This is a genomic window from Peribacillus frigoritolerans, assembly GCF_030676415.1.
GTDB classification, from domain to species: domain Bacteria; phylum Bacillota; class Bacilli; order Bacillales; family DSM-1321; genus Peribacillus; species Peribacillus frigoritolerans_A.
The window spans coordinates 366,811-393,041 of record NZ_JAUUTW010000001.1 but is presented as its reverse complement, the minus strand read 5'-3'; the positions used below and the strand labels follow the sequence as shown (position 1 = coordinate 393,041).

Below are 26,231 nucleotides of genomic sequence, written 5' to 3'. Positions count from 1 at the left end.
CTTTCTTGCGATAAACCTAATTTGGCATACCATCACATCTCACAATCCTACTAATTTATATACAGCAATAGCATATTCCCACAAAAAACTGGTCACACTCTGGTCACATTTTGGTCACGTACTATCTAAAACTATCGGAAACCATAAATCACTTTAATAAGTAAAGTTTCCTTAAAGGAGAAGCGGTAGATAAAAAGAAAAAACCCTTGATTATCAAGGGTTTTCGAATAGGGGGCTTAGCGGGATCGAACCGCGGCCTCTACGCTCCCAGCGTGGGGAGTAGAAGTACGATTTGATCAAATCCTAATGCACTAAAAAAGTTCATAGTAAAAAAAAGGTTGTTATTAAAAAGCACCTCTTTCTCTACACATTGAACCCTTGTATCAATCTTTTTTTCTTTCTAAGTGGTCTAAAAATCTTCAATTCTCTGTAATTATTTTTTCTGCCTCTTTTTTTAATAATTCTATCTTATCCGTGTTTTCCCAAGGTAATTTGATATCCGTTCTTCCAAAGTGTCCATAGCAAGCAGTTTGAAAGTAAATTGGTTGCCGGAGATTTAACATCTTAATAATTCCTGCAGGGCGAAGGTCAAAGCATTTACCTATTAGTTGAACGATTTTTGTTTCTTCTAGTTTTCCAGTACCAAACGTTTCAACAGCTATTGAAACAGGGGAAGCTACTCCAATCGAATAAGCCAGTTGAACTTCACATTTGTCTGCAAACCCTGCTGCAACAATATTTTTAGCTACATAACGTGCTGCATAGGCTGCCGAACGATCAACCTTAGTTGGATCTTTTCCCGAAAAGGCACCGCCACCATGACGTGCATATCCGCCATACGTATCAACAATAATTTTACGGCCTGTTAAGCCTGCATCTCCCTTTGGTCCACCAATAACGAAACGTCCAGTCGGATTTATAAAATATTTCGTGTTAGAGTCAAGCAACTCAGGTGGTACCACGTAAGCAATTACATGTTTCTGCACATCTTTTTTTATTTGTTCTAATTCTACGTTAGGATCATGTTGTGCGGAAATTACAATTGTATTAACGCGAATAGGCTTTGTGTCCTCATATTCCACAGTAACCTGAACTTTTCCATCTGGACGCAAATAACTGATTACCCCATTTTTTCGCACTTCTGTTAAACGTCTAGCCAGTTTGTTTGATAGAGAAATTGACAATGGCATTAACTCCTCGGTTTCATTGCAAGCAAATCCAAACATTAATCCTTGATCTCCAGCACCAATTGCCTCTATTTCGTCCTCATTCATTAAACCTTCACGTGCTTCTAGAGCTTGATTAACTCCCATAGCTATATCAGGAGATTGTTTATTCAGTGCTATTAAAATCTTACATGTATCAGCATCAAGCCCATATTCAGAGTTGGTATAACCGATTTCCCGGATAGTTTCTCTTACTATTTTCAAGAAATCTACAGCGCAGTCCGTTGTAATTTCTCCGGATAAAACAACCAAATCTGAACTAACTGAACTTTCACAAGCAACACGGGCATTTCGGTCTTTTTCAAATATAGCATCCAATACAGCATCCGAAATTTGATCACACATTTTATCAGGATGACCTTCAGTAACCGACTCTGATGTAAAAAGATGCCGTTGTTTTTTATACATTACTTTCTCAACTCCCAAACTAACAATTATTTATACTATTTATCTTTTATGCCTAAGTTTTTCAACAATTTAATAGAAAGTTTCAAATATAAAGTTCCTCCATCAGGAACTTATCATAAATTTCGAAGTATACTGTCATACTGACCTTCCGCATCAGGATAAACAATACCTTTTTCGGTCACAAAGGCTGTTACAAGTGAATAAGGCGTAATATCAAATGCAGGGTTATACACTTTAATTCCTTGTGGTGCAATCCGTTTTCCTAATCCAACCGTAATTTCAGCTTCCGAACGTTCTTCTATTTGGATGTTTTTTCCAGTGGGGGTGCTTAAATCAACCGAAGATAATGGAGCCGCCACATAAAATGGTATTCCATGAGCTTTCGCTAAAAGAGCTACCGTATAGGTTCCAATTTTATTAGCCACATCCCCATTGGCAGCCACCCGGTCCGTTCCAACAATAACAGCTTGTACCGACTGATTAGCCATCACCACAGCTGCCATACTATCACAAATAAGGGTGACATCAATACCAGCCTTTTGCAACTCCCATGTAGTAAGACGTGCCCCCTGCAAAACAGGACGAGTTTCATTGACAAATATTTTTAAATTCCACCCTTGTTCTTTAGCGATATAAAAAGGAGCTGTTGCAGTTCCATATAAAGCAGTTGCTAAACTTCCTGCATTACAATGCGTGAGAATTCCCATACCGTCTTTAAATAAACTAAGAGCATGTTCACCAATTTGTCGACAGACTCTCTCATCTTCCTCCTGAATCTTCAACGCTTCTTCGAGGAGATTTCTCTTAATAAAATCTACATTTAATCCTTTTTTCTGTCCCTGACAAGCTCTTTCTTTTAAACGGTTCAATGCCCAGAACAAGTTAACAGCTGTCGGCCTTGCTGTTGCTAAATACTCCGATTTTTTTTCTAAATCCGTTATGAAAGCATTTACACTTTTTTCTTGACTTTTTTGAACTCCCAAATAGAGACCGTAGGCAGCCGCCATCCCTATAGCAGGAGCGCCACGTACTTTAAGATATCGAATGGCTTCCCAAACCTCTTTTATAGTAGATAGAGACAAAAACACCGTTTCTTCTGGCAGACGGGTTTGATCCAGTAAAATGAGTTGGTCTTTTTTCCACTGAATGGATTGAATAAACTTCTTAATCCTCATCTACCTCCCTATTTTTAATGTACCTGACTAAAGCGGTGAGATCACAAATCGTCCATACTGTTTCCCGTCTCAATACCAATTGTTGTCCAATGGCAAGGGCTAATCTTTCTCCTTTTGCTCTTAATTTAGGATCGTCTATGCTTTCTAAATCAGGAACATGGGCTAAACCGATTACTCGTCGCATCATTTCACAGCCCGCATATCCTAAAGTATCTTGAAGTAAACGCAGTATATAATCATCATCATATCCCTGTACGGACGCATAGAACGAACTCTCATTTCCCTTCCACAAAGCTCTAAATTCTTTTTCAAAGATTGTCCAAATTTCCTCTACTATATTTAATAGATAATCCTGGTATTGAAGCCTTTCTTTTTGATCTAGAGTACATCCTTCATGTGCGCAAAAATTAAGTAATAGATTGGCAACCACATTTCCAATATCAAAACCCATTGGTCCATAAAAGGCGAACTCTGGATCAATTACTTTCGTGTCCTTTTCTGTGACCATAATGCTGCCTGTATGAAGATCTCCATGGATCAGTGCCTGAGCATGAGTGAGGAATCTTTCTTTTAACTTTGTAATTTCAAGTTTAAGCTCCGCATGATCCCAAATTTCTTTTATTACTTCCTCCATTAGCGGGTTAAATTGATTTGATGTTGCGTCGTAGTACGGGTCAGTAAACACAAGATCTTCTGTTATTTTGCACAATTCTAGATTAATAAATTTCACGACTTTCTGTTTTTTATCTTGGGGCTCTAAGGCTAAATCTGAAGTTAAAAAGAGAGTCCTAGCTAGAAAAGTGCCTATGTGTTTTGCAAAATGAGGATACTGATTGCGAGTAATGAGTCCTTTGCGCATATTGATATGTGTCGATAAATCCTCCATGATAGTTAGGGCCATTTCTTTATCATAAAGATAGACTTTTGGAACTAAGCCCGGACAAAGTATATTTTGTATCATTAATGCATCGCTCTCAATACGGGACCTGTCCAATGTTAACGGCCAGGACTCCCCTACGACGCGAGCATAAGGAAGTGCTTGTTTAATAATTAAACTTTTACCTGACGAACCTTGTTCCGTTATACGAAATACTAGATTTAGATTTCCATCCCCCAATTCCTTGCAAGTTAATAGAGCATTTTCTGAAAATAAACCTGGAATCTTCTTAACATATTGTATGGTTTCTAGCTCACTAAGCACGTGATAACCTGAGTTTGACATTGAGTTCCTCTTTCCTTTCCCCCAATTTTTTCACGAGTATAAATGATCATGTGTTTGCAATGACATAAACTAAAGTTAGACAAATAATTGATTTTTGTTTGTTTATTCACTAAAAAGGTTATCTCATCATATGCTGTTTTAAAGAAGAGGTGATTAATTATTCAAAATAACCAATTTATAATCAAAGCATCCACTCAAATGGAACGCCTACCAAATCAATTTTTCTCTACATTAGTTGGGAAAGTGAATGGGTTTATTCATGCAGGGTATGATGTTATTAATCTGGACAAGGTAACCCTGACCTGCCTACCCCACCTCATATTATTCACTCATTACAAAAAGCTGCCGAAAATCCAATTAATCATAAATATCCACCATTTTCCGGGAAAAATGAACTAAAGGAAGCTATATGTACTTGGTATCAGAACGAACATGGAGTTACATTGGATCCAAAGAAGGAAGTAGCTATACTGTTTGGATCCAAAACCGGCCACATACAAATATCACAAATTTTGCTCAATCCAGGTGACATGGCTCTCGTTCCTGACCCAGGCTATCCAGATTATTGGTCAGGAATTGCTATTGCTGGTGCTCAGATGGTCCCTATGGCATTAGATTTTCCAAACGGATTTTTTTGATTTCCCAAAAATTACATCTTCCCAGTGCAAACAATCAAAATTAATGTTTCTTAATTATCCATCAAACCCAACAGAAGCTTGTGCGACTAGTTCCTCCTTTGATGAAGCCATTTCCTTTGCAAAGAAAAACAATATTATCATTGCCCACGATTTTGCCTATGGAGCAATCGGTTTCGCCGGGCACAAACCTATCAGCTATTTATCCCGTCCAGGTGCTAAGGATGTTGGTCTCGAATTTTACACGCTGTCAAAAACCTATAATATGGCAGGGTGGCGCATTGGATTTGCTCTTGGTAACCAAGAGCTGATTCGCTTAATCAATGAACTTCAAGACCACTATTTTGTCAGCCTATTCGGTGGAATCCAAGAAGCAGCTATAACAGCCCTGACTTCCTCTCAAGAGTGCGTCCGAGAACTTGTTGCCACTTACGAATTACGACGCAATGCCCTTTTTGAAGAATTAAAAAAACTTAGTTGGAATACTCCGGTTCCTAAAGGCTCCTTTTTTACCTGGGTTCCTGTTCCACAAGGATACACATCAAGCCAATTTGCAGAGACCCTATTAGAAAAAGCGAAAGTTGTCGTAGCTCCAGGAATCGGATTTGGCAAGCACGGAGAGGGATATGTTCGAATCGGATTTCTTGCTGAAGAGGAACGTATTCGGGAAGCTGTGTAACGAATTTCCAAATTGTCTATCTTTTAAAGACCTATACAAACTTATATTCGGAGTTGAACCAATTGTGACTGTTGACCAAGATTATCTGATCGCTACCTATTTAGTTCATGGCAATCTTAAATTTCACAAAAAAGCAGAAGAAATCGCTGTAGGACTTACTGTCGGGACTTGGACTGATCTCCCAGCCACCAAAAAAGAACAAATGATACCGCACTTAGGAAAAGTAATCGAAGTAAAAGTGTTAAATCCCGATTCAAATGGTATACCTAAGGCGCTATTAATGATTGGTTACCCCCTTGTTAATATGAATCCAGATATACCCTCTATCCTCACAACGGTCTTTGGTAAATTATCAATGGACGGTCAAATTAAATTAATAGATTTGCACTTGCCAGATTCTCTTCTCTCCCAATTTCCAGGTCCGCGCTTTGGAATTGATGGAATAAGAAGGCTGTTAGGCGTACACGACCGTCCATTATTAATGAGTATCTTCAAACAATGTATCGGGCTTCCTCTTCATGAACTAGAAAGGGAATATCAAAACCAAATTAATGGACAAGTCGACCTTGTAAAAGATGACGAGATTTTCTTGCGGGATGATTATGCACCTGTTTTGAAGCGAATAGAAGCTTTTGAAAAATGTAATAAACGTCAAGAAGAAAAAAACGGAAAAAAAGTACTTTATGCCGTTAACTTAACCGGACCAGTTACTCTTCTAGTTGAACAGGCAAAACAATTGTCTAAAGCAGGAGCATCATGCTTGTTACTGAATGTGGCTCCATATGGATTTGATGTCCTCCACCGGATATCCGCAGATCCTGATGTCAATATTCCGATCATAGCCCACCCTGCCTTTACCGGTGCTTTTTATCAATCACCTTATTACGGGCTTTCAGCTCAATTGCTACTAGGAAAATTAATGCGTTTATCCGGTGCCGACATTGTTCTTTATCCGTCTCCTTACGGTTCTGTAGCCATGCCAAAAGATGTAGCTCTCGATATAGCAAAACAACTACAATGTCCAAACCATATTCATCGTCCCGCTTTTCCAACACCTTCTGCAGGAATTCATCCTGGTCTAGTTCCAGCACTATATCGAGATTTTGGTGAAAATACCATTATTAATGCAGGTGGGGGAATTCATGGACATCCTCAAGGCACTTCAGCTGGAGGAAAAGCCTTTATTGATGCGATTCAAGCAGCCGTTTTAGGTCTTTCTCTGGAGAAAGCAGCAGAAAACGCTCCTGAGCTTCGTTCAGCGATACAAAAATGGGGTGCATTATAACCATGGACTCATTCAAAAAAATGGTTATATTTTGCGATTTTGATGGAACAGTCACAATAAATGATAACATTATCAATATTATGAAATATTTTAATCCGCCTGGATGGGAAACGATCAAAAATGATACTTTAGCGGGAAAAATGAGCGTCCGAGAAGGAGTGGGACACATGTTTTTATTATTACCTGCTGCATACCGAGAAGAAATCGTTCATTACGCTATAAAACAAGCCAAAATTCGAGCGGGTTTTGATAAATTTATTCAATTTTGTCAGGATCACAATATTCGTCTACTTATTACTAGTGGAGGAATTGACTTTTTCGTTTACCCTATTTTATCGCAATACCACATCCCCCAAAATGACATCTTTTGCAATTCCAGTGATTTTAGCGGCAAACAAATCAAAATTCTATGGCCTTTTTCTTGTGATACACAATGTAGCAATGATTGTGGAATGTGCAAACCAAGTATTCTCCGTTCACTTTCAACTAACGATTCTATGAATATTGTCATCGGAGACAGCATCACAGATTTGGCCATCGCTAAAATGGCTGACCTTGTCATAGCAAGAGATTTTCTTTTACAGAAATGTAAAGAACACTCTCTTCCTTACAAAGAGTTTCATTCCTTTTTCGATGTGATAAACATTTTAAACCAAATTCCAATTAGTGAGGTGTAGACCTATAACCAAAAATGATTTTAAAAAAATTAACCTTGAAGCAGTCCAACAAGCTTTTAAAACATTACAAAAAGTTAAAGGAACCCTATCGGAAAGAGGGTGGTTTCCAGCAACGAGTGGTAACATATCCGTTCTTGTAAAAGGTTCTTCATTTGAAAATAACCAGCCAATAATCGCCATAAGCTCTAGTGGAAAAGACAAATCGATTCATACTCCTGAAGATTTTCTTGTAATTAATTCGGATGGAAACCCTGTATTTCCTACCAATTTAAAACCTTCTGCTGAAGCTTTAATTCACACCTCCATTTATCAATTGATTCCTAATTGTAAAGCGGTTTTTCATGTCCATACTATATATAATAATCTCATTTCGGAACTATACGGTGATCAAAGAAAGATTACCTTTACAAACCATGAACTGATTAAAGCTTTTGATATTTGGGAAGAAGAAGCTTCCATATCAATTCCCGTCATAGAAAATTATTCCAGCATCCCTAAATTAGCAGAAGAAATCCTTCGGGTAATCCAACCCGAGGTACCGGGAGTATTAATCCGCAACCACGGAATCTATGTATGGGGAGATAGTGACTTTACTGCTAAACGTCATTTAGAGGCATTTGAATTTCTATTTGAATATCAAACCAATATGTATTTTCTAAAAAAATTCAAATAAACTTAATAAACTTTAAAAAAGGGGACTTTTACTATGGCAAACATTCGAATACGAAATACTAATGAAAGACTAACAGGAGAACAAGAGGTAAAAAGATTCTTGAATGAACAAGGCGTTCTTTACGAACATTGGGATACAGGAAAAATACCCAATGATCTACGTGACACATTTATACTGTCTTATGAGAAAAAAGAAGAGATTCTTAACATCTTTGATTCTGAAATTAGGTCCCTTGCAAATCGACGTGGCTATAAAGAATGGGATATTGTTGCATTGTCCGATGCAACTCCTAATCTAGACGAACTCCTAAAGAAGTTTGAAAAAGTACATGTTCATACCGAAGATGAAGTACGTGCCATCACAGCAGGAAATGGAATCTTTACTATCAAGGGGAATTCCGGGTATTTCGATGTAGAATTATCTGCTGGAGATGTGATTTCTGTTCCGGTAAATATACCCCATTTCTTTACTTTAATGGAAAATCGCAAAGTTGTAGCCGTTCGCTTGTTTATTGATGCTTCAGGCTGGGTTGCTCATTCTTATGAAGATCCCGAGTTCAAATCGTAATAGAAATTCATATATTGACTTTAAACAAAGAAATCAAGATACGTGATTAGCCTCTTTCATCCGAAAGAGGCTTCTCCATATTTATAGTACCTTGTTTTTGATTAAGGGATTCGTGATCAAGAAGCCAATATAGACCATCATGATCCACAATGACTTTCAAGAAATCATCCCTTCCTGATTTATCGTTTGATTTCCACCTCGTATAAGCGATTGATACTAACATGGATACAAAAGCATCCCTATAATATTCATCCTTGAAATTTTCCTCATTCCATCCTTTGATATTTTGTATGGAACTTGAAAGTCCAACGATTTTTTTACATACTTCTACTAAGAAATCCTTTTCTTTTTCCATTTCTCTTATTTCCTTTTTGTTAAACGGAAAATTTTTATGAGGGCTTGTTTCTAAATAAACTCTCTTTGATGCTCCCGATATTGGAAAATGATTTAGCCAGTCACTAATCTTAAGATAACTTTCTGGCTGCCATCTTGGATTAATCTGATTACAATCATTTTTTTCCACATCTACATCGCGAATATAGTATTCCGGTTTTACTGGAGTGCTTAAACAAGCACCTATCGTGAAAATGAGATATTCCTTTAAAAAAGAACCCTTCACTTTTTTATACCTGTTTTTAGAAAAAAATTTAATATTACGGTACAAAAATTCGAACGCATCTTCGTTATTATTCGTTTTCATTTCCCAATTTGTTCTATCCTTATACATGAGTACAATACAATCTCTTTCATTATGATGGTAACTGGAGGCTAAGCTAACTCCAATAAATAAAGACTGTTCTTGGATTTCAGAAAAATCTAAAGGTATTATTGTCTTATTTTTTTGTTTCTTATCCCCCCAAGGTGTACCTTTCTCATTAATTAATTTCACTATTATTTCACCTTCTAACTCAGAGGCTTAAATCACAATTATTCCAAATTTATATTATTCCAACACCATAAATATTATGACTTAAACTGAGTTAAAAGGGGGAAAACTCAAAAGCCCCCAGCACGAGGAATCTATATTTGTTGGACTTATTAAATCGACATAAGAATTGTTCCTCTTCCTTGATTTATTAAGCAAGAAGAATTGGTTATGTCTAGAAATTAAGCTGAACTTATATAAAAATAAAATAGAGAACTAGCCTATTTAACTCCAATCTTTCATTTCCTGTTCATATAACTCATGTAATCTTAGATTATCTAAGCTATTTATAACCGCATCCTTTCGTACGGACATAATTTCTGAAGGAATCTTAAACAAGGGTTCCATGTTGGCAGGAAGTGCTTGATGAGGGACAGAGATTTGAGGTATTTTCTTTGCCAATTTTTTATGTGCTCCTAAATGAAATCCCCATAAACCAAATGAGGGAACAGTCACATTATATTCCAGAGTAATGAGGCCAGCTTTTTTAATGGTCTCAGCAATGCTCCAAAATGTCTTCGGTGCATCCTCCGGTGAACCAGACTGACAAACTAATGCACCATCTTTCGATAAATGGTTAGCCACCTGGCTAAATAATTCCTCTGTATATAATGAACTAAGGATAGGGTTAACAGGATCTGGAAAGTCAATGATAATTACATCATATGCTTGCAGCTCCCTTGTAATAAATTTTTTGGCATCCTCAATATGAACATGCACCCTGTCATCTAAAAAAGCCCCATTATTTAGAGCTAATAGTGCTGGTTCAGTTTTCGCAAGTTGAATGATAATTGGATCAATATCAACAAAATCAACATGTTTTACTTTTGGATATTTAAGAACTTCCCGCAATGCCAGACCATCGCCCCCGCCTAAAATGAGAATACGTTCATGGGACGCTGCCATCTCCATTACCGGGTAAACTAACGCTTCATGATAATGCCGTTCATCCAGGGAACAAAACTGTAACTCTTGGTCTAAATACAAGCGAAGATCATTGGCTTTAACTAATAGTATATCTTGATATTGACTGGACCCATGATAAAGAACATCGTGTTTTCCTGCGATTATTTCTTTTAACTGCTTCATGTCCCAATCGTTTCCTCGGTCGTCTTGTAATTGTAATAACTCCCGTGAGTTCCCCTTTTCGGTAGTCTCAGTGTCTGAAGTAAGGATTAATTTTTTCATTGTAGAAGTGTTTTTCGATTCTTCTCCACGAGAGAGCTCGTAAACTTCGACACGCTTAGCTTCTATTTTTTTCAGAATTTCCTTTACTGTAGGCCATATCTCCTGATTACCACATGTATACAAATCCAATGCCACATATCCATGTTCCGGCCATGTATGAATGGAAAAATGTGAAGTTGAAATACCAATAACTCCAGTGACGCCTTGAGGTGAAAAAGAATGAAAATGCGTTGATAAAATCTCCATCCCTATATGTTCAATTCCTTTTGTCAGTAATTCTTTTAATTGTTCTGCATTATTCAGAATAGCAGACTGACATTCAAATGCATCGATAATCAGATGTTGACCTTTCGTATCCATGAAATCACTTCCTTATTAGTAATAACAGAATTATTGTTATAGTGGGATAAGCTTCTAACCTCCTAATAAAAACCACATACACTTCAAATTCATTCATTTCTCTGTGCTTGTCTTTCTATAAATACTATATGTTTATCCAATTTAATGAGTTTGTGCATATATCTTATTTTATAAAATGTATTTAAAATGAAGGTTGTTTTGACTTTGATACGATAAATATCTATACAAAACAAAGAGCTGTAAAGATGTTTTCAAACGGAGACAGAGCAATAAGAACTTGATATTAGATTCAAAATAGCCTAGAGGCATCTTTCCCCCTAAGCTCAATATTAGCTCTTTGAATCAACAAACATGATTTAATCGATTACCACTTTGACCACTAAATTCTTTTTGTCATTGGTCCAAATCCATCATATTTATATTTTTCTCCAGTTATTTAACAAGAATGTGAAATTATTTTTTGACATACTATCACAACTTAAATTCTTAATATTTTGCATTAAATTTTATCTAGGTTTCTTACAAAATTCGGTTACACTCTATTCACATCGTGGTCACACGCCACCGAAAACTATCGGAAACTACAGTTCATTTAAGCATTAATAATCTCCATAAAATCGTGATATAAAAACATGTAAGGACATTTTAGAAACTACAGGAAATTTCATCCTCACGCTGGCAGCGTAGAGGTCAGCGGTTCGATCCCGCTATGCTCCATACTTAGATTTACCAACGTTTACAGACGTTAAATATCCGTTCAGCGTAACGGTGCTATTTACGTCATCGTAACGCCTTACGTTCCCAAATAATATTACTTACCGTTTGTCCGTGATATCAATTATTTGCGAAACTATGCGTATATTTTTGTGAAAGATAGACGAGACTGCTAGTAAAAAAATGCTAGGAGGTACGCGAAATGTTTAGATTCGGGAAAGGAAAGCAGCGGAGTAAGGTCGGCAAATTAATAGATAAGCACGGGTATACACAAGAGGAGTTTGTAAGTGCGTCTGGAATCTCACGCAATACAATAAGCAGGGTTTGCAGCGATCCTAAGTATGTGCCGTCAGCCGGAGTATTAAAGAAAATCATGAAGGCGGTTCGAAGTATAGATGCTGACGCAAAGGCAGATGACTATTTTAATATTTAAGGATGCGCTGAATATTCGAAGTTTATACGCCAAAAAAGCTCCGACCCAAACGGACGGTTCCACTTAAGGTCGGGGCTTTGCTACATTACATGAACGCAGATATTTCTTTGTATTGTTTTTTGGTACACCTTATATGCAAGACGATCTCTTCGTTCGTCTTCGGATTCATTAGGTAAACGTAAGCTTTCGAGTTATCACGACGACGTCCTCCGACTACAGCTCCAGCAATTGTGCCGATCGGTCCTATGAGAGCCGCTCCGAGGATTGAGCCTCCTGCTGCTTTGCCTCCGCTACGACGAGCGCTCTCTTCCCACTCAATACCGTCAATCCGCCACTTATCCTTTGATAAGAAAGGAATATTAATGACTACCTCGCCGCGCTGGTCTGACTCCATCATTACAGCTGAGCGAATCCCCGCCGGTATTTCCTTACCCGTTAAGTTCAAATCGTTCCCGCCCGCAAGTATATCGAGGCTAATTTTCCGTTTCATTGTGTCCTTCCAAAATCCCATATTAACGCCTCCCTTTTCTTTAAGTATAAGGTCATTCAAATGGAATATGATAAAATAATTTACAAAATATTACATATTAATAAATGAATCCTCGAGGTCAAATTTTCAGGTTCTAGCAGCAGTAGCAAGGGATTGGGTGACCATGCTTGGGAGGTTGGCTTTAAACCCCCAAAAAACAGATTGTTGCTTCAAGCCCCAAAGCGCGATCCTTCCGAAGAAAATAATCAGCATTATTCGATGAGGCAAATACGCGAGCTGACAAAGGAGCTCTTCGAAACCATTATCTCTACTACTATCATGATTCTTTATTAATCTAATATTTAAAATCCCCCACTTCTAATTAGAAGTGAGGGATTTTTTTTGTTGAGGTTATCTATTGATTTCAAATCTGAAAGGAAAAGATTTATTTCCCTTTCGTAATTTCATTCTTATTTTTCGCCGTATCTATTGCTTTGACACTTCATATATAGCGATTTCTTTTTGAAATTCATTCACATACTTCCTACTATTATAGACATACACGGTTGCACCTTCTTCAAGCGGGGCTTGATTGATTAGGGACAAAAGGGTATGTATTCCGCTTGAGCTACTTTCGACTAACCATTTTCTTTATGAACTGAACCACAGGTGACACAATGGATTCATGTACATTCGTAAGGGCATAACCGATCAGCCCCAATATTACCAAGGCCATTATTAATCCTATTATCAATCCTGATGTTTCTCTAAGTTCTTCAAGTACAGCATCCATCCCTTATCCTCCCCGGCTTGCCGATGCGACTTAATTTTACCGTTTTACATCCATTTTACTTCTGAAAGCTTCATTTATCGTTTTTTCTTGGACATTGACCCATTCTGTTAAATAAGGTTCATTATAACGCATTGGGTGATTATGGTCGAGTTTCCACTTTTAAATGCATTCATTGATGTCATCCACATCATGGCTTCCTGCTAAACGCTTTACATCTAGCGTTTCTCTTTAAGTTAAAATATAAACCTTCGTTTGATCTGAACATACAAGAAAGAATGTAAACCTTTTCATTTGTCCATAACCGACAAATTCAAGGTATTATTATTGTTTTTTTAGAACATTGAGAATATTGTCGAAAAATCGTAAGCTTAATTTATTGAAATACATCTTCTTAGGGGGTGCGCTTTATATGGAAGCCATTACAAGGGACTTTTTCCTATTTTTATCTAAAAATAATCTGCTTAATAATATTGCTAAAAAAAGCGGAGGAAGTTTTGCTGCTGGAAAGATCATTGGGGGAACTGATTTCCAAAGTTCCATTAAATTCATTAAACAACTTAATAATAGCGGCTTGTCGGTTACAGTTGACCATCTTGGGGAATTCGTTGATTCTAAGGAAGTGACTCAGGAACGGACGGCAGAATGCATCGAAACCATCGAAATGATCAGCAGGGAAAAACTTGATTCACAGGTTTCTCTGAAGATGACTTCTTTGGGACTTGATATCGATCATAAACTCGTGATTGAGAATATGACGAAAATTCTTGATACAGCTGAAAAACATAAAGTCATGGTCACGATTGATATGGAAGATGAAGTTCGCTGTCAGGCGACAATCGATATTTTTAGACAGTTCAAAGAAAAATACAGCTGCATAAGTACTGTTCTACAAGCATATTTATTCCGCACAGAGAAAGATTTGGAGGACCTTGCCCAATATAAGCCATTCCTGCGTCTCGTAAAGGGTGCCTACAAGGAATCTCCCGAGGTGGCTTTTCCCGAAAAGAATGATGTAGATGAAAACTATAAAAAGTTGATCAAGCAAAGTCTTCTTAACGGAAATTATACGGCCATTGCCTCACATGATGACAAAATCATCGAATATACAAAAGAGCTGGCTAAGAAGTTTGACATCCCAAATACACAATTTGAGTTTCAAATGCTATATGGCATGAGAAACAAAACTCAATACGAGTTGGTCAAGCAAGGTTACAAAATGCGCGTCTATGTACCATATGGTCTGGATTGGTATGGATACTTCATGAGAAGGCTTGCAGAAAGGCCATCCAATATTGCCTTTGCCTTCAAAGGGATGGTCAGAAGCTAAATATACATTCAACATTATTAATTGCTACAAAAAATCTATTAAAAGGTGTGATTATCAATGATTTCATATAAACACGAACCATTTGTTGATTTTACAAACGAGGAAAACAAAAAAGCATATCAGGAAGCACTTCAAACTGTTGAGGGCTACTTAGGGCAAGACTACCCTCTTTATATCGGGGCAGAGAAAGTGACGACTGATGAGAAAATCGTTTCATATAACCCTGCAGATAAGCAAGAGGTCATCGGCCGAGTATCGAAAGCGAACAGGGATCTTGCTGAAAAAGCCATGCAGGAAGCTGTTGCCGCTTTTGCAAGCTGGAAAAAAGTGAAGCCGGAAATCCGTGCTGACGTTTTGTTCAAAGCGGCTGCCATCATTCGCAGACGCAAGCATGAATTCTCTGCGTTATTGACGAAAGAAGCGGGAAAACCTTGGAATGAGGCTGATGCGGATACAGCGGAAGCGATCGATTTCCTTGAATTCTATGCCCGTCAAATGCTGACGCTTAAAGATGGTGTGCCTGTTCAAAGCCGTCCGGGAGAATTTAACCGCTATGATTACATTCCATTAGGGGTAGGCATCATCATTTCTCCTTGGAACTTCCCATTTGCCATCATGGCAGGTACAGCTGTTGCCGCTATCGTTACTGGTAACACGATCCTATTGAAACCAGCTTCGACTACTCCTATCGTTGCTGCGAAATTCGTTGAAGTGATGCTTGAAGCCGGCCTTCCAGCAGGTGTGTTGAATTTCGTTCCAGGAAGCGGAGCCGAAGTGGGCGACTATCTGGTTGATCATCCAAAAACACGTTTCATTTCCTTCACAGGTTCACGTGATGTAGGTCTGCGCATTTACAAACGTGCTTCAGAAGTGAACGAAGGCCAAATTTGGCTGAAGCGTGTCATTGCTGAAATGGGCGGAAAAGATACGATCGTCGTCGACAAAGAGGCAGATCTTGAATTGGCCGCTCAATCGATCGTGAAATCTGCATTTGGCTTCTCGGGACAAAAATGTTCTGCTTGTTCCCGTGCTGTCATCGTAGAAGATGTATACGATCAAGTTTTAGATCGCGCTGTTGAATTAACAAAACAACTTACAGTTGGTAATCCTGTAGAAAATCATTTCATGGGACCAGTTATCGATCAAGCTGCTTTTGACAAAATCATGAGCTATATTGAAATCGGGAACCAAGAAGGACGCATTATGACTGGAGGAGAAGGAGATAGCTCTAAAGGCTACTTCGTTCAACCGACAATCGTTGCTGATGTCGATCCGCAAGCCCGCTTGATGCAAGAAGAAATCTTCGGACCAGTCGTTGCCTTCACAAAAGCGAAGGACTTTAACGAAGCTCTTGAGATTGCCAATAACACTGAATATGGTTTGACTGGGGCTGTCATTACGACAAATCGCCTTAACATGGAAAAAGCACGCGAAGAATTCCATGTGGGGAACTTGTATTTCAACCGCGGCTGTACTGGTGCAATCGTAGGCTATCAGCCATTCGGCGGGTTCAACATGTCAGGAACCGATTCCAAAGCAGGCGGACCGGACTACTTGCAGCTTCATATGCAAGCCAAAACAACATCAGAAACGTACTGATAAAGTTCGATCAAGCAATTTGAAAATGATTTGAAATCCCTATGGTTTTCGTATCTTCCATTCTGGATACGAAAACCAAAATGAGGTTTAATGGAGGAAGTGACAAATAGGTTGCTTCCTCTTTTAAAACAATAAAAAAATTCAACCCTGAAGGGAGTCTTTTATGGATTACGCATTAATAATTTCAATCAGCATTTACATGGCTGGCATGCTTTTGATTGGTTACTTCGCTTACAAAAGAACTTCCAATTTAAATGATTATATGCTGGGCGACCGGGGCCTTGGTCCTGCTGTCACTGCATTAAGCGCCGGTGCTGCCGATATGAGCGGTTGGCTTTTAATGGGTATGCCTGGTGCCATGTTCGCAACAGGACTAAGTTCCATCTGGATCGTAATCGGTCTCACGTTAGGAGCCTATGCGAATTGGCTGTATGTTGCACCAAGATTAAGGACCTATACGGAAGTCGCCAATAACTCCATTACAATCCCCGCTTTCCTGGAAAATCGTTTTGGCGAGGGCTCACGGATCTTAAGGCTCATTTCGGCTTTGGTTATCCTGATATTCTTTACCTTTTACGTTTCTTCCGGAATGGTATCCGGCGGAGTCTTATTCCAAAGTACATTTGGCCTTGATTACCACTCAGGTCTATGGATCTTGACAGGTGTCGTCGTCGCCTATACTTTATTCGGCGGATTCCTGGCAGTAAGCTGGACAGACTTTGTTCAAGGAATCATCATGGTCGTAGCCTTGGTTCTTGTACCGATCGTCACGCTTATCCATGTGGGCGGCTTCGGTCCTTCGATCGACACGCCACGTTCCATTGATCCAGCTCTATTGAATATTTTCACAGGGACGAGCTTTTTAGGAATCATCTCATTGTTTGCATGGGGACTGGGGTACTTCGGACAACCCCATATCATCGTCCGCTTTATGGCGATCAGTTCTGTTAAGGAAATCAAGAAAGCCCGTAATATCGGGATGGGCTGGATGATTTTCTCCAGTATCGGTGCCATGCTGACTGGATTTATCGGAATCACCTATTTTTCTCAGAACAACCTGAAGTTAGATGATCCTGAAACGATTTTCATAGAGTTAGGGGAAATACTATTCCACCCATTCATTACTGGTTTCTTGATTTCAGCAATACTGGCAGCCGTCATGAGCACGATTTCTTCGCAGTTGTTGGTTACAGCCAGCTCTTTAACCGAGGATATATACAAAACCTTCTTCCGTCGTTCCGCTTCAGATAAAGAGCTTGTCTTCTTAGGCAGACTTTCTGTACTGATCATATCCATCATCGCGCTTATTCTCTCTTGGGAGCAGAATGACACGATTCTTGGACTTGTCGGGTATGCTTGGGCTGGATTCGGTTCTTCATTCGGTCCATTGGTCTTACTAAGCCTATGCTGGAAACGCATGACAAGATGGGGTGCATTAGCAGGAATGGTCGTTGGTGCCGCTACTGTCATTTTCTGGTCCATGGCCGGATTATCCGATACGCTTTATGAAATGATCCCTGGTTTTGGCGCTAGCTTGGTTGCCATCATCGTGGTCAGTCTTCTTACAGCAAAACCATCAAAAGAAGTAGAAGAGAAATTCGAGGAATTCGAAAGAACGTTAAAACAATAATAAATCACCTAAAAGGAACGGTATATGAAATTTTTTTCATATACCGTTCCTTCTTTGTTCTTCTTCCCCCTATACACATCATCCGTTTAAAAGTATTATTAAACTAAGTTGTCATATACTTCAAAAAATAACAGGGGGCCATATATGTCATTAGAAAAAATCCTGACTCTCACAAACATCAACGATATAACGGATATGGTCAGCACTTTTTTAAAGAAACCAGTCGTCATCGAAAATGACCAATTTTTATTGCTGTCATATAGTTCATATTATATCGATCACTTCGACCAAGCCAATCGGCAAACCATCTTCACGAAGCATTGGCCGATTCCAATCTTGGAGAAATTCATGGATGAGGGCATTGTCGAACAGCTTAAAACGGTGCAGCATCCATTTAGGGTGAAACAAATCGAGGAAATCGGATTAAATCAAAGAGTCGTTGTTAGCGCCGTTCACAAAGGACAGGTCTTCGGATTCATTTGGGTCCAAGAAACGGAAGAGATGCCTGATTCCGACTTGGAATTTTTACATGAAGTTTCCCATCATATCGGCAAGCTCCTTTATCAGAAAAAACAGATAAACATAAAAAAAGATGAAGAAAAAAATGAGTTTTATCAAAAGGTCATTGACGAAGTCTATCAAACAGAAAACCAAATAAAATGGGAAGCCGCCAATATGAGTCTTCTCATTCCGGAAACTTTCCTTGTCAATGTCTTTACCATCGCTCAATCCGATGCGGAACATTTCGATGAATTAGCGGATACAGTCAGTCTATTCGCCAATGCATTGAATCATTTTACCCATGTATTCACAAACCAATTGAAGATCATCGTCTTGATTGGCAGCAACGGAAAAGGGAAAGACCTGCTTACCGATAGCGCCAATGATTTAACGAACACGGTTCTTTCCCAATTCAATGACAAAAAGGTATTCCCTGGAATCGGAAATGAATATTCTTCGATTCTTCAATTAAGAAAATCCTACCTCGAAGCCCTGGAAGTAATCAATGCAGCGAAGTTCATCGGTAAACCTGAACAGCTTCCTTTCCAATATAGCAAGCTTGGGATTTTCCGTTACCTCGAAATGATCTCCAATCATCATACTAAAACGAATTATATCAATATGGATTTACAGACTCTTCAAAAGAAGGACCAGGAAAGCCAGACGAAACTCCTTCAAACATTGGAAATATATCTGTTGAACAATTGCCGGATCAAACCGACAGCTGAGCAGCTATACATTCATACCAACACATTGAAATATAGATTGAATCAAATAACCGATCTCACCTCAATCGATTTTGATGACTTTCATTCGAGAATGCAACTATACATCGATTTACAGCTTATAAAACAGAGATCTTAAAGAGCGTCCCGGTTTTTGAGTTCGGGAGATTCAATAAGCTAAGGAGAGAAGAAACGCGGCTAGTCTGCCGTATTCCTCTCTCCTTTTACATTGTTGTACTTCTTTAACGCTTTTACCATATCAAGTTTAAGTTTTTATATAATCTTATGGAAAGATCCATTTATTATGTTTAGTAGAAATCGGTTACTATTTATACAAGTTACCTTCCAAAAGATCTTTCAAAGAGGTATGATCCAGCAATTCTGCCACTTGATCTCTAATCAGTGCCCAAAGAGGTTTTAATAAACAGTTTTTATCTTCAAGGGGACAATATTCATATGCTGTAACGCTTACACAGCTCATAGGAGCAAGAGGTCCTTCTAAGTCCCGAATTACGCTTCCAATGATAATTTTATTAGGTAATTCCTTTAAGGTATACCCTCCGTGGACTCCCCTTTTACTTTTAACATAACCATGACTTTTTAAATGTAATAGAATTTGCTCCAGATATTGGGGAGACACTAATGTCTCATTCGCAATATCTTTTATCTGCATGAGTCCCCCTTCGTTCTTTGCTAAAGCTATCAAAGCTCTTAATGCATATTCCCCCTTACTTGAAATCTTCATATGATGATCACTCCCTGCCAATACCCTTTATATCAAGCTATTTTATGATTGAAGATTATATACGTGGAAATTTTGTCTATTTCATTCTTGGTAATGCACATCCATATAATTTATTCATACTATATTTCAGAAAGTCGACAAATTTAATCATGTTAGTTCGGAATCAATTTAATCATTAAAAGAAAGGAGTAAAGATTTCGGATTTCATTTAACAGAAGGAAAATAAAGAAAAACATGCCCCCTTCATAAAAGGGGACAAGCATTGGAAAAAAATGAACGAGATCTTATTTGTAAGGAGACAGGAAGAATGGATTTTTTAGAGTCTATCAAATGCACTTTCGATAACTTATCCTCATATAATGAAGTTAATTTAGTCCAAGCCGTTCAATCTTTAAATCTAAGTTTTAATGAAGTTTCTAAGTATGTTACTGAACCGAAGGATTTAGAATACGGAAGAAATGTTATTTACAGATCCGAAAATGTAGAAGTAATTGTTATTCATTTGCCTAGTATGGCCAAAACTTTTATCCATGATCATGGATTGTCTATTGGATGTATTTTTGTAGTGGCTGGAGATTTTCTAAACATATTATATAAATTAGAAGACAAAGAATCTTATCCTATTTATGATCAAATCGAGGAGTTTTCGCAAAATGAAATCCTCCTTGTTAAAGAAGATACCATCCACATGATGTATAATCCAACCACTTCACCTGTTATTACATTTCATATTTACACTCCACCATTAAAAGGCGGAACAATTTATCCTTCCCCATGAAACAATCCCCAGATTCATCATTACCCAAATATATGAGCGTATTAATTAATCTAATAGATATAGGAATGTCATTCTCACAAGCAAAAAAAATTCCCATAGTTTCACAGGAGGATGCTATGAATTCGCAAAGCAATCAATTTATCCAAAGCTTGCAAGACGGAAGAAGTGTTTGGTTAAATGGAACAAAAATTGATGTCACAACCGATGAGAACTTCATTGGTACATTAAGTACGATTTCCGATTTATTTAATATGATTGATCATCCGCAAAAGAGAAACTTGGTAAGCTATCCTAGCCCCAAAACGAAAAAGTTCGTCCATTCAGCCTTTTTAGTTCCACACTCTTATGAAGATTTACTGCAGAGGAGGGTAGCTTTTGAAACTTGGAGTCAAACAACAGATGGTGTTATGAGCCGTTTATCAGACTATGCAAGATCAAGATTAACAGGATGGTATGCATCGCGAGAGGACTATAAAAAGTTTGATGAACACTTTCCCAATAAAATTAAAGCTTATTATGAAGAAGCAAGAGATAAGAATCTTTTTTTAAGTGTCGTCCAACGAGATCCCCAAATTAATCGTGCCAATCAATCTTTCAAAGATATAAATGATCTAGGATTATTAAGAATTACCAAAAAGACGAGTGATGGTGTTTTCTTAAGCGGAGCCAAAATGATTGGTACCGCAGCACCATATTCGAATGATTTAATCGTTTATCCCCTCGCAAATCTGAAAGAAGAAAAGTCCATAGCTCACATGCTTATCGTTGCGGCCAACTCTCCTGGATTGCATATGGTTTGTCGGGAACCCTTTACTGCAAATCAAATCAAAACAGTAGATTCCCCTCTAAGTTCAAGGTACGACGAGATGGATGCTTTATTAATTTTTGATAATGTATTCGTCCCTTGGGAACGTGTATTACTGTACGACAACCCAGATGCTTTGTTACAAATTAAATTAAATTCCGCATCAAATGGCTTAGCATATCATCAAGCAATTGTTCGATTATTAACAAAGCTGGAATTCGTTACGGCTATAGCTTGTGAAGTTGCTGAAGCAATAGGGGCCGATGTCTATCTGCATGTTCAAGAAAAAATAGGAGAACTACTAATCCAAATCGAGACGATCAGAGCTTTATTGATAGCTTCAGAAAGGGAAGGAAAGCTAGATCAATATCAAACGTTCATCCCAAATTTTACGTTTATTGAAACAGCCAGAAACCTCGGGACCAAATATTATCCCCGTGCCATAGAGCTCTTACAACTCATAGGAGCAGGAGGATTCATTCAAATCCCCTCAAGTGTACAGGATTTTCAAAGTCCCTTATCAGATTTGCTGAAAAAATATTTTAAAGGAGCGAATCTAGAAGCAGAAAAGAGAACAAAACTATTTAAATTAGCGTGGGATCTTGTCGGAAGCCCTTTAGGATCGAGGCATGAATTATATGAACGTTTTTACGCAGGAGATCCAATGCGTAATATAGCTAATCAGTATAATAATTATGATAAAAAAAGATTTAAACAAATGTTAGAAAAGTATTTAGATCATTCATAGATTTGATGACAGCTGAGCAGCTATACATTCATACCCACACGCGGTTTTTGAGTTAGGGAAATTCAATAAGATAAGGAGAGAAGAAACGCGGCTAGTCTGCCGTATTCCTCTCTCCTTTTACATGTTTCACCTATTATCTAAAGGTTTATAATTTCGTTTATTAAATTAATTTAATGGCATTTTCCTTCAAGAAACATTTTCCTTGTCGCCGGTGTATTCATGCTCCCAAAAGTCGGCGTTTTTTATGCCTAAAGCTTTAGGATCGAATACCGGATCGACCCCTGCCTTCTTTTGCTTTTCGTAATCCTTTAATGCAATAAGCGCCGGTTTAGCCAGAATTAAAATGGCAATGACATTGAGCCATACCATAATGCCCAAGCCAGCATCCCCTAATGCCCAGGCCAACTCTGCCGTACGCACGGATCCGTAAAAACTGGCCGCAAGGATGATGAGCTTCAGGGCGAACATGGCCCATTTACCATTCCGGTTGCGCATTAAATAGGCGATATTGGTTTCAGCAATATAATAGTAGGCCATGATCGTCGTAAAGGCGAAGAAGAAAAGGGCTATTGCAACAAATCCAGCACCAAAACCTGGGATTACATTATCGATTGCCGCTTGTGTATACCCTGGACCAGGTGATACATCGCCCAAATTATTGACAATATATGAACCATTTTCCGCTTGTGTATTATACATGCCTGTAAATAAAATCATGAAGGCCGTAGCGGAACAAACGAACAATGTGTCGATATAAACCGAGAATGCTTGGACAAGTCCTTGCTTTGCCGGATGTGATACTTCAGCCGCAGCCGCCGGGTGAGCGCCTGTCCCTTGGCCGGCCTCATTCGAATAAACGCCGCGTTTCACTCCCCAAGCAATTGCCATGCCAATGATCCCCCCAAATGCAGAATCCATCCCGAAGGCACTTCTGAATATCAAAGAGATGACTCCTGGTAATTCAGTGATATTCATTAGGACGATGACAACGGATAGCAATATATAACCAAGAGCCATGAATGGGACGATTAAGGTTGCAGCATTAGCTATCCGCTTTACACCGCCGAATATAATGAAACCCAATAAAAGGACGATTGCCAAACCAGTGAAAACCGGTTTGATGCCGAATGCATTTTCCACCCCGGCAGCAATCGAATTGGATTGAACACCTGGCATAAGGATGGCCATGGCTATAAGGGCTGCAAATGCAAAAAGAACAGCAAACCACTTCCACCCTATCCCTTTCTCAATATAATAAGCGGGGCCTCCCCGATATTGTCCATCTTGTTTGACTTTATAAATTTGAGCTAAAGTTGATTCCACAAATGCACTGGCCGCTCCTATGAAGGCGATGGCCCACATCCAGAAAACGGCACCGGGACCGCCAAAGGCGATAGCCGTCGCCACTCCTGCAATGTTACCTGTACCGACCCGCCCTGAAAGGGCTATGGATAAAGCCTGGAATGAGGAAACCCCCGCTTCCGAACTTTTGCCTTGGAACATCAAAACAACCATTTCCTTAATATGCCTTACTTGCAGAAACCGGGTTAAAATCGAGAATAATAAACCCACTCCCAATAAAATATAAATGACTGGTGAACTCCATAAAACTCCATTTAAAGCCGTAATAAAATCAGACAATCAAGCTCCCCCTTATATTTTGAAAATTCTAATTTATCTAATGATTATATTTCATCTGGATGAATTAAACAATAGTTTACGCGTCAGGATACCTAACATTAATATTTTTATTTTTTCATATGCAAATGCCCCAATACTCACATTCCGAATTCAAAAAAAAAACGCCAGCGATTCCGCCGGCGTCATGTGTTTGAATATAGGTCAAGCTACGCTAATCGCACCTAGTATTTCCTGTTCCAATTGATTGGTTCTCTCCATTTTTGTTGATTCCGTCCATCCAAAGTAACCAGCCATAAAATCGATCACTGCATGTTTATGCGTTTGGACTAAATCGATATCGAATAACAGTGTCCCGGTCCTGCGGAAGAAGAAATCCACTGGCGTTGCGGCCATTTCATGATCTAGTGCGTATTTCAGCTGTACGAACAATTTCTTTGGAAGGCCACTGCTTGCTCCTCCGTCTCCTTCGCTATTTGCGATATCGAATAACACAGGTGCGTTGGAACCGTACATGGCCAATATCTCTTCGGAGTCCTTAACAGCGAGTCCTGAGTCAACTCCCCTTTGAATATGTTGCTTGATATAATCGGAGAAGTTGCTTGATCCCCCGACATCCCCTCCGGAAATCGGCATTCCTTTAGTGGTGCTGGCTGGGTAAGTTTTATTGGATTGCTGGGCAAGCTTTCCTGACACAAGGTCGACCGTCGTTTTTGCCATTTTGCGATAACCGGTCAATTTACCTCCTGCAATCGTGATAAGGCCCGAATCGGACTCCCATATTTCATCTTTCCTCGATATTTCAGAAGGGTCTTTTCCTTCTTCAAGAATCAACGGTCTTACTCCAGCCCAGCTTGATTCGATATCATCATCCGAAATTTTCACTTCCGGAAACATATAATGTATGGACTTTAATAAATAGGCACGGTCTTCGGAAGTAACGGTCGGCACTGCTGGATCACCATCATAAAAAGTGTCCGTAGTCCCTACATAAGCTTTACCGGCTCTCGGGATGGCAAAAATCATCCGGCCATCAGGCGTATCAAAATAAAGCGCCTGCTTCAAAGGGAACTTCGATTGGTCGATGACAACATGGACACCCTTGGATAACTTCAGCGTTTTCCCTTTTTTCGATTGGTCCTTCTCACGAATCGAATCCACCCACGGACCTGCTGCATTAATAACTTTGTCTGCGTATATTTCAAAAGCATCACCTGAAAGTAAATCGGCAACTTTGACGCCGTTCACCTTTCCATTTTCATATAACAATTTATCTACTTTTGTATAATTTATCGCCGTTGCACCTTTTTCGACAGCTGCCTTCATGACTTCAATCGTCAGACGAGCATCATCTGTCCGATATTCGACATAGTAGCCTCCGCCCTTCAGTCCCTCTTTCTTAACGAGAGGCTCCCGTTTTAGTGTTTCATCCGCCGAAAGCATTTTCCTGCGTTCAGCCTTTTTAACACCCGCAAGGAAATCATATACACGAAGTCCAATGGAGGTACTGAATTTCCCGAAGGTGCCTCCTTTGTGCATCGGTAACAACATCCATTCCGGCGTGGTCACATGCGGTCCATTTTCATAAACGATTTCTCGCTCTTTACCAACCTCGGCAACCATTTTTATTTCAAATTGCTTCAAATACCGCAATCCGCCATGAACAAGCTTTGTCGAGCGGCTTGAAGTACCTGCTGCAAAGTCCTGCATTTCAATCAAAGCCACTTTCATTCCACGGGTCGTTGCATCCAGGGCGATCCCTGCACCGGTAATTCCCCCACCAATGACAACCACATCATATTTCTCTTTTTTCAGAAGTTCAACCGTTTCTTCCCGATATATATTTGAAAACCTCATGCCTGACTCCTCCTTTAATTATTGCATTCTATTTTTTTCGTGAATTCAGCGTTTACTCGTGAATTCGTGCTATTTACTCGTGAATTATCGCTGTTTACTCGTGAATTTTGCACTTTTACTCGTGAATTATCGCTGTTTACTCGTGAATTCTGCGTTTACTCGTGAATTCACACGTATACTCGTGAATTTTGCACTTTTACTCGTGAATTCACACTGTTTACTCGTGAATTCTGCACTTTTACTCGTGAATTCACACAATTTACTCGTGAGTTCGGTCATTATATTCAATTGGTTCATTTGTTCGCATAGTTTATATAGATATTAATATCCCTAATCGGCCATTAAAAACAAAAAAAGAGACCATAAATGCACATTATCGAATTAACGATAACGCATTCATGGTCTCTCCTGTTCTCCGGCCGAGTTATTAACTTGATTTCATTATAGCA

Annotated in this window: 22 protein-coding genes and 1 pseudogene; 13 read left to right on the top strand and 10 right to left on the bottom strand. The window is 38.9% G+C overall.

Annotated features, from left to right (window positions below; translation table 11 throughout):
- Positions 1-419: 419 nt before the first annotated feature.
- From metK to mtnK, 3 genes are all read right to left on the bottom strand, one after another.
- Complete coding sequence (gene metK / locus Q8G36_RS01905) at positions 420-1,634, bottom strand: methionine adenosyltransferase (RefSeq protein WP_305158702.1); 1,215 nt, start codon at positions 1,632-1,634, stop codon at positions 420-422.
- Between the two features lie 113 nt (positions 1,635-1,747).
- Complete coding sequence (gene mtnA, locus Q8G36_RS01900) at positions 1,748-2,809, bottom strand: S-methyl-5-thioribose-1-phosphate isomerase (protein WP_305158701.1); 1,062 nt, start codon at positions 2,807-2,809, stop codon at positions 1,748-1,750.
- Positions 2,799-4,031 (bottom strand): S-methyl-5-thioribose kinase, encoded by a 1,233-nt coding sequence (mtnK, locus tag Q8G36_RS01895; protein WP_305158700.1) that lies wholly within the window; start codon positions 4,029-4,031, stop codon positions 2,799-2,801. The genes mtnA and mtnK overlap by 11 nt, the downstream gene beginning before the upstream one ends.
- 198 nt (positions 4,032-4,229) lie before the next feature.
- Between mtnK and Q8G36_RS01890 the strand changes: the two are divergent.
- The 5 genes and pseudogenes from Q8G36_RS01890 to Q8G36_RS01870 all read left to right on the top strand — a co-directional run bounded on the left by Q8G36_RS01890 (position 4,230) and on the right by Q8G36_RS01870 (position 8,547).
- A pseudogene (locus Q8G36_RS01890) lies at positions 4,230-5,345 on the top strand (pyridoxal phosphate-dependent aminotransferase).
- A 64-nt stretch (positions 5,346-5,409) separates the two neighbouring features.
- A complete protein-coding gene (locus Q8G36_RS01885; protein WP_305158699.1) occupies positions 5,410-6,630 on the top strand; it encodes a 2,3-diketo-5-methylthiopentyl-1-phosphate enolase in 1,221 nt (406 codons plus the stop codon).
- A 2-nt stretch (positions 6,631-6,632) separates the two neighbouring features.
- On the top strand, positions 6,633-7,307 hold the full coding sequence (locus tag Q8G36_RS01880; protein ID WP_305158698.1) for a 2-hydroxy-3-keto-5-methylthiopentenyl-1-phosphate phosphatase: 675 nt from the start codon (positions 6,633-6,635) through the stop codon (positions 7,305-7,307).
- Positions 7,297-7,980, top strand: a complete 684-nt coding sequence (gene mtnB / locus Q8G36_RS01875) for a methylthioribulose 1-phosphate dehydratase (RefSeq protein WP_370694007.1) — start codon at positions 7,297-7,299, stop codon at positions 7,978-7,980. The genes Q8G36_RS01880 and mtnB overlap by 11 nt, the downstream gene beginning before the upstream one ends.
- Positions 7,981-8,013: 33 nt before the next feature.
- Positions 8,014-8,547, top strand: coding sequence for a 1,2-dihydroxy-3-keto-5-methylthiopentene dioxygenase (locus Q8G36_RS01870; RefSeq protein ID WP_305158697.1), 534 nt, complete (start codon positions 8,014-8,016; stop codon positions 8,545-8,547).
- A gap of 46 nt (positions 8,548-8,593) precedes the next feature.
- Here Q8G36_RS01870 and Q8G36_RS01865 read toward each other — a convergent pair whose 3' ends face one another.
- Positions 8,594-9,436, bottom strand: a complete 843-nt coding sequence (locus tag Q8G36_RS01865; RefSeq protein WP_305158696.1) for a hypothetical protein — start codon at positions 9,434-9,436, stop codon at positions 8,594-8,596.
- 261 nt (positions 9,437-9,697) lie between these two features.
- The gene (gene speD, locus Q8G36_RS01860) at positions 9,698-11,020 is read right to left on the bottom strand and encodes an adenosylmethionine decarboxylase (protein WP_305158695.1); all 1,323 of its coding nucleotides are present in this window, start codon (positions 11,018-11,020) and stop codon (positions 9,698-9,700) included.
- A 916-nt stretch (positions 11,021-11,936) separates the two neighbouring features.
- Between speD and Q8G36_RS01855 the strand changes: the two genes are divergently transcribed.
- Entirely contained in the window at positions 11,937-12,167 is a 231-nt protein-coding gene (locus tag Q8G36_RS01855) for a helix-turn-helix domain-containing protein (protein ID WP_305158694.1), read from the top strand.
- A gap of 85 nt (positions 12,168-12,252) precedes the next feature.
- Here the strand turns inward: Q8G36_RS01855 and Q8G36_RS01850 are convergent, their stop codons facing one another.
- On the bottom strand, positions 12,253-12,678 hold the full coding sequence (locus tag Q8G36_RS01850) for a hypothetical protein (RefSeq protein ID WP_305158693.1): 426 nt from the start codon (positions 12,676-12,678) through the stop codon (positions 12,253-12,255).
- Between the two features lie 586 nt (positions 12,679-13,264).
- Entirely contained in the window at positions 13,265-13,429 is a 165-nt protein-coding gene (locus Q8G36_RS01845; protein WP_305158692.1) for a hypothetical protein, read from the bottom strand.
- Positions 13,430-13,838: 409 nt separating this feature from the next.
- On the opposite strand from Q8G36_RS01845, the gene Q8G36_RS01840 reads away from it, so the two are divergent.
- The 4 genes from Q8G36_RS01840 to Q8G36_RS01825 all read left to right on the top strand — a co-directional run bounded on the left by Q8G36_RS01840 (position 13,839) and on the right by Q8G36_RS01825 (position 19,350).
- The gene (locus tag Q8G36_RS01840) at positions 13,839-14,756 is read left to right on the top strand and encodes a proline dehydrogenase (protein ID WP_305158691.1); all 918 of its coding nucleotides are present in this window, start codon (positions 13,839-13,841) and stop codon (positions 14,754-14,756) included.
- 57 nt (positions 14,757-14,813) lie between these two features.
- Positions 14,814-16,355 (top strand): L-glutamate gamma-semialdehyde dehydrogenase, encoded by a 1,542-nt coding sequence (gene pruA, locus Q8G36_RS01835; RefSeq protein ID WP_305158690.1) that lies wholly within the window; start codon positions 14,814-14,816, stop codon positions 16,353-16,355.
- Between the two features lie 163 nt (positions 16,356-16,518).
- Positions 16,519-17,985: a sodium/proline symporter PutP gene (gene putP, locus Q8G36_RS01830; RefSeq protein WP_305158689.1), complete on the top strand. Its 1,467-nt coding sequence runs from the start codon at positions 16,519-16,521 to the stop codon at positions 17,983-17,985.
- 144 nt (positions 17,986-18,129) lie between these two features.
- Entirely contained in the window at positions 18,130-19,350 is a 1,221-nt protein-coding gene (locus Q8G36_RS01825) for a PucR family transcriptional regulator (protein WP_305158688.1), read from the top strand.
- Between the two features lie 186 nt (positions 19,351-19,536).
- Here the strand turns inward: Q8G36_RS01825 and Q8G36_RS01820 are convergent, their stop codons facing one another.
- Positions 19,537-19,956 (bottom strand): RrF2 family transcriptional regulator, encoded by a 420-nt coding sequence (locus Q8G36_RS01820; protein WP_305158687.1) that lies wholly within the window; start codon positions 19,954-19,956, stop codon positions 19,537-19,539.
- 262 nt (positions 19,957-20,218) lie between these two features.
- Between Q8G36_RS01820 and Q8G36_RS01815 the strand changes: the two genes are divergently transcribed.
- Together Q8G36_RS01815 and Q8G36_RS01810 are read left to right on the top strand one after the other, a co-directional pair.
- Positions 20,219-20,734 (top strand): cysteine dioxygenase, encoded by a 516-nt coding sequence (locus Q8G36_RS01815; RefSeq protein ID WP_305158686.1) that lies wholly within the window; start codon positions 20,219-20,221, stop codon positions 20,732-20,734.
- Positions 20,735-20,850: 116 nt separating this feature from the next.
- Positions 20,851-22,287 (top strand): 4-hydroxyphenylacetate 3-hydroxylase family protein, encoded by a 1,437-nt coding sequence (locus tag Q8G36_RS01810; protein ID WP_305158685.1) that lies wholly within the window; start codon positions 20,851-20,853, stop codon positions 22,285-22,287.
- 186 nt (positions 22,288-22,473) lie between these two features.
- On the opposite strand, the gene Q8G36_RS01805 is transcribed toward Q8G36_RS01810, so the two are convergent.
- Complete coding sequence (locus tag Q8G36_RS01805) at positions 22,474-23,928, bottom strand: alanine/glycine:cation symporter family protein (protein ID WP_305158684.1); 1,455 nt, start codon at positions 23,926-23,928, stop codon at positions 22,474-22,476.
- 201 nt (positions 23,929-24,129) lie between these two features.
- Entirely contained in the window at positions 24,130-25,782 is a 1,653-nt protein-coding gene (locus Q8G36_RS01800) for a glycerol-3-phosphate dehydrogenase/oxidase (RefSeq protein WP_305158683.1), read from the bottom strand.
- Between the two features lie 58 nt (positions 25,783-25,840).
- Between Q8G36_RS01800 and Q8G36_RS01795 the strand changes: the two genes are divergently transcribed.
- Complete coding sequence (locus Q8G36_RS01795) at positions 25,841-26,107, top strand: hypothetical protein (RefSeq protein ID WP_305158682.1); 267 nt, start codon at positions 25,841-25,843, stop codon at positions 26,105-26,107.
- Positions 26,108-26,231: the final 124 nt, after the last annotated feature.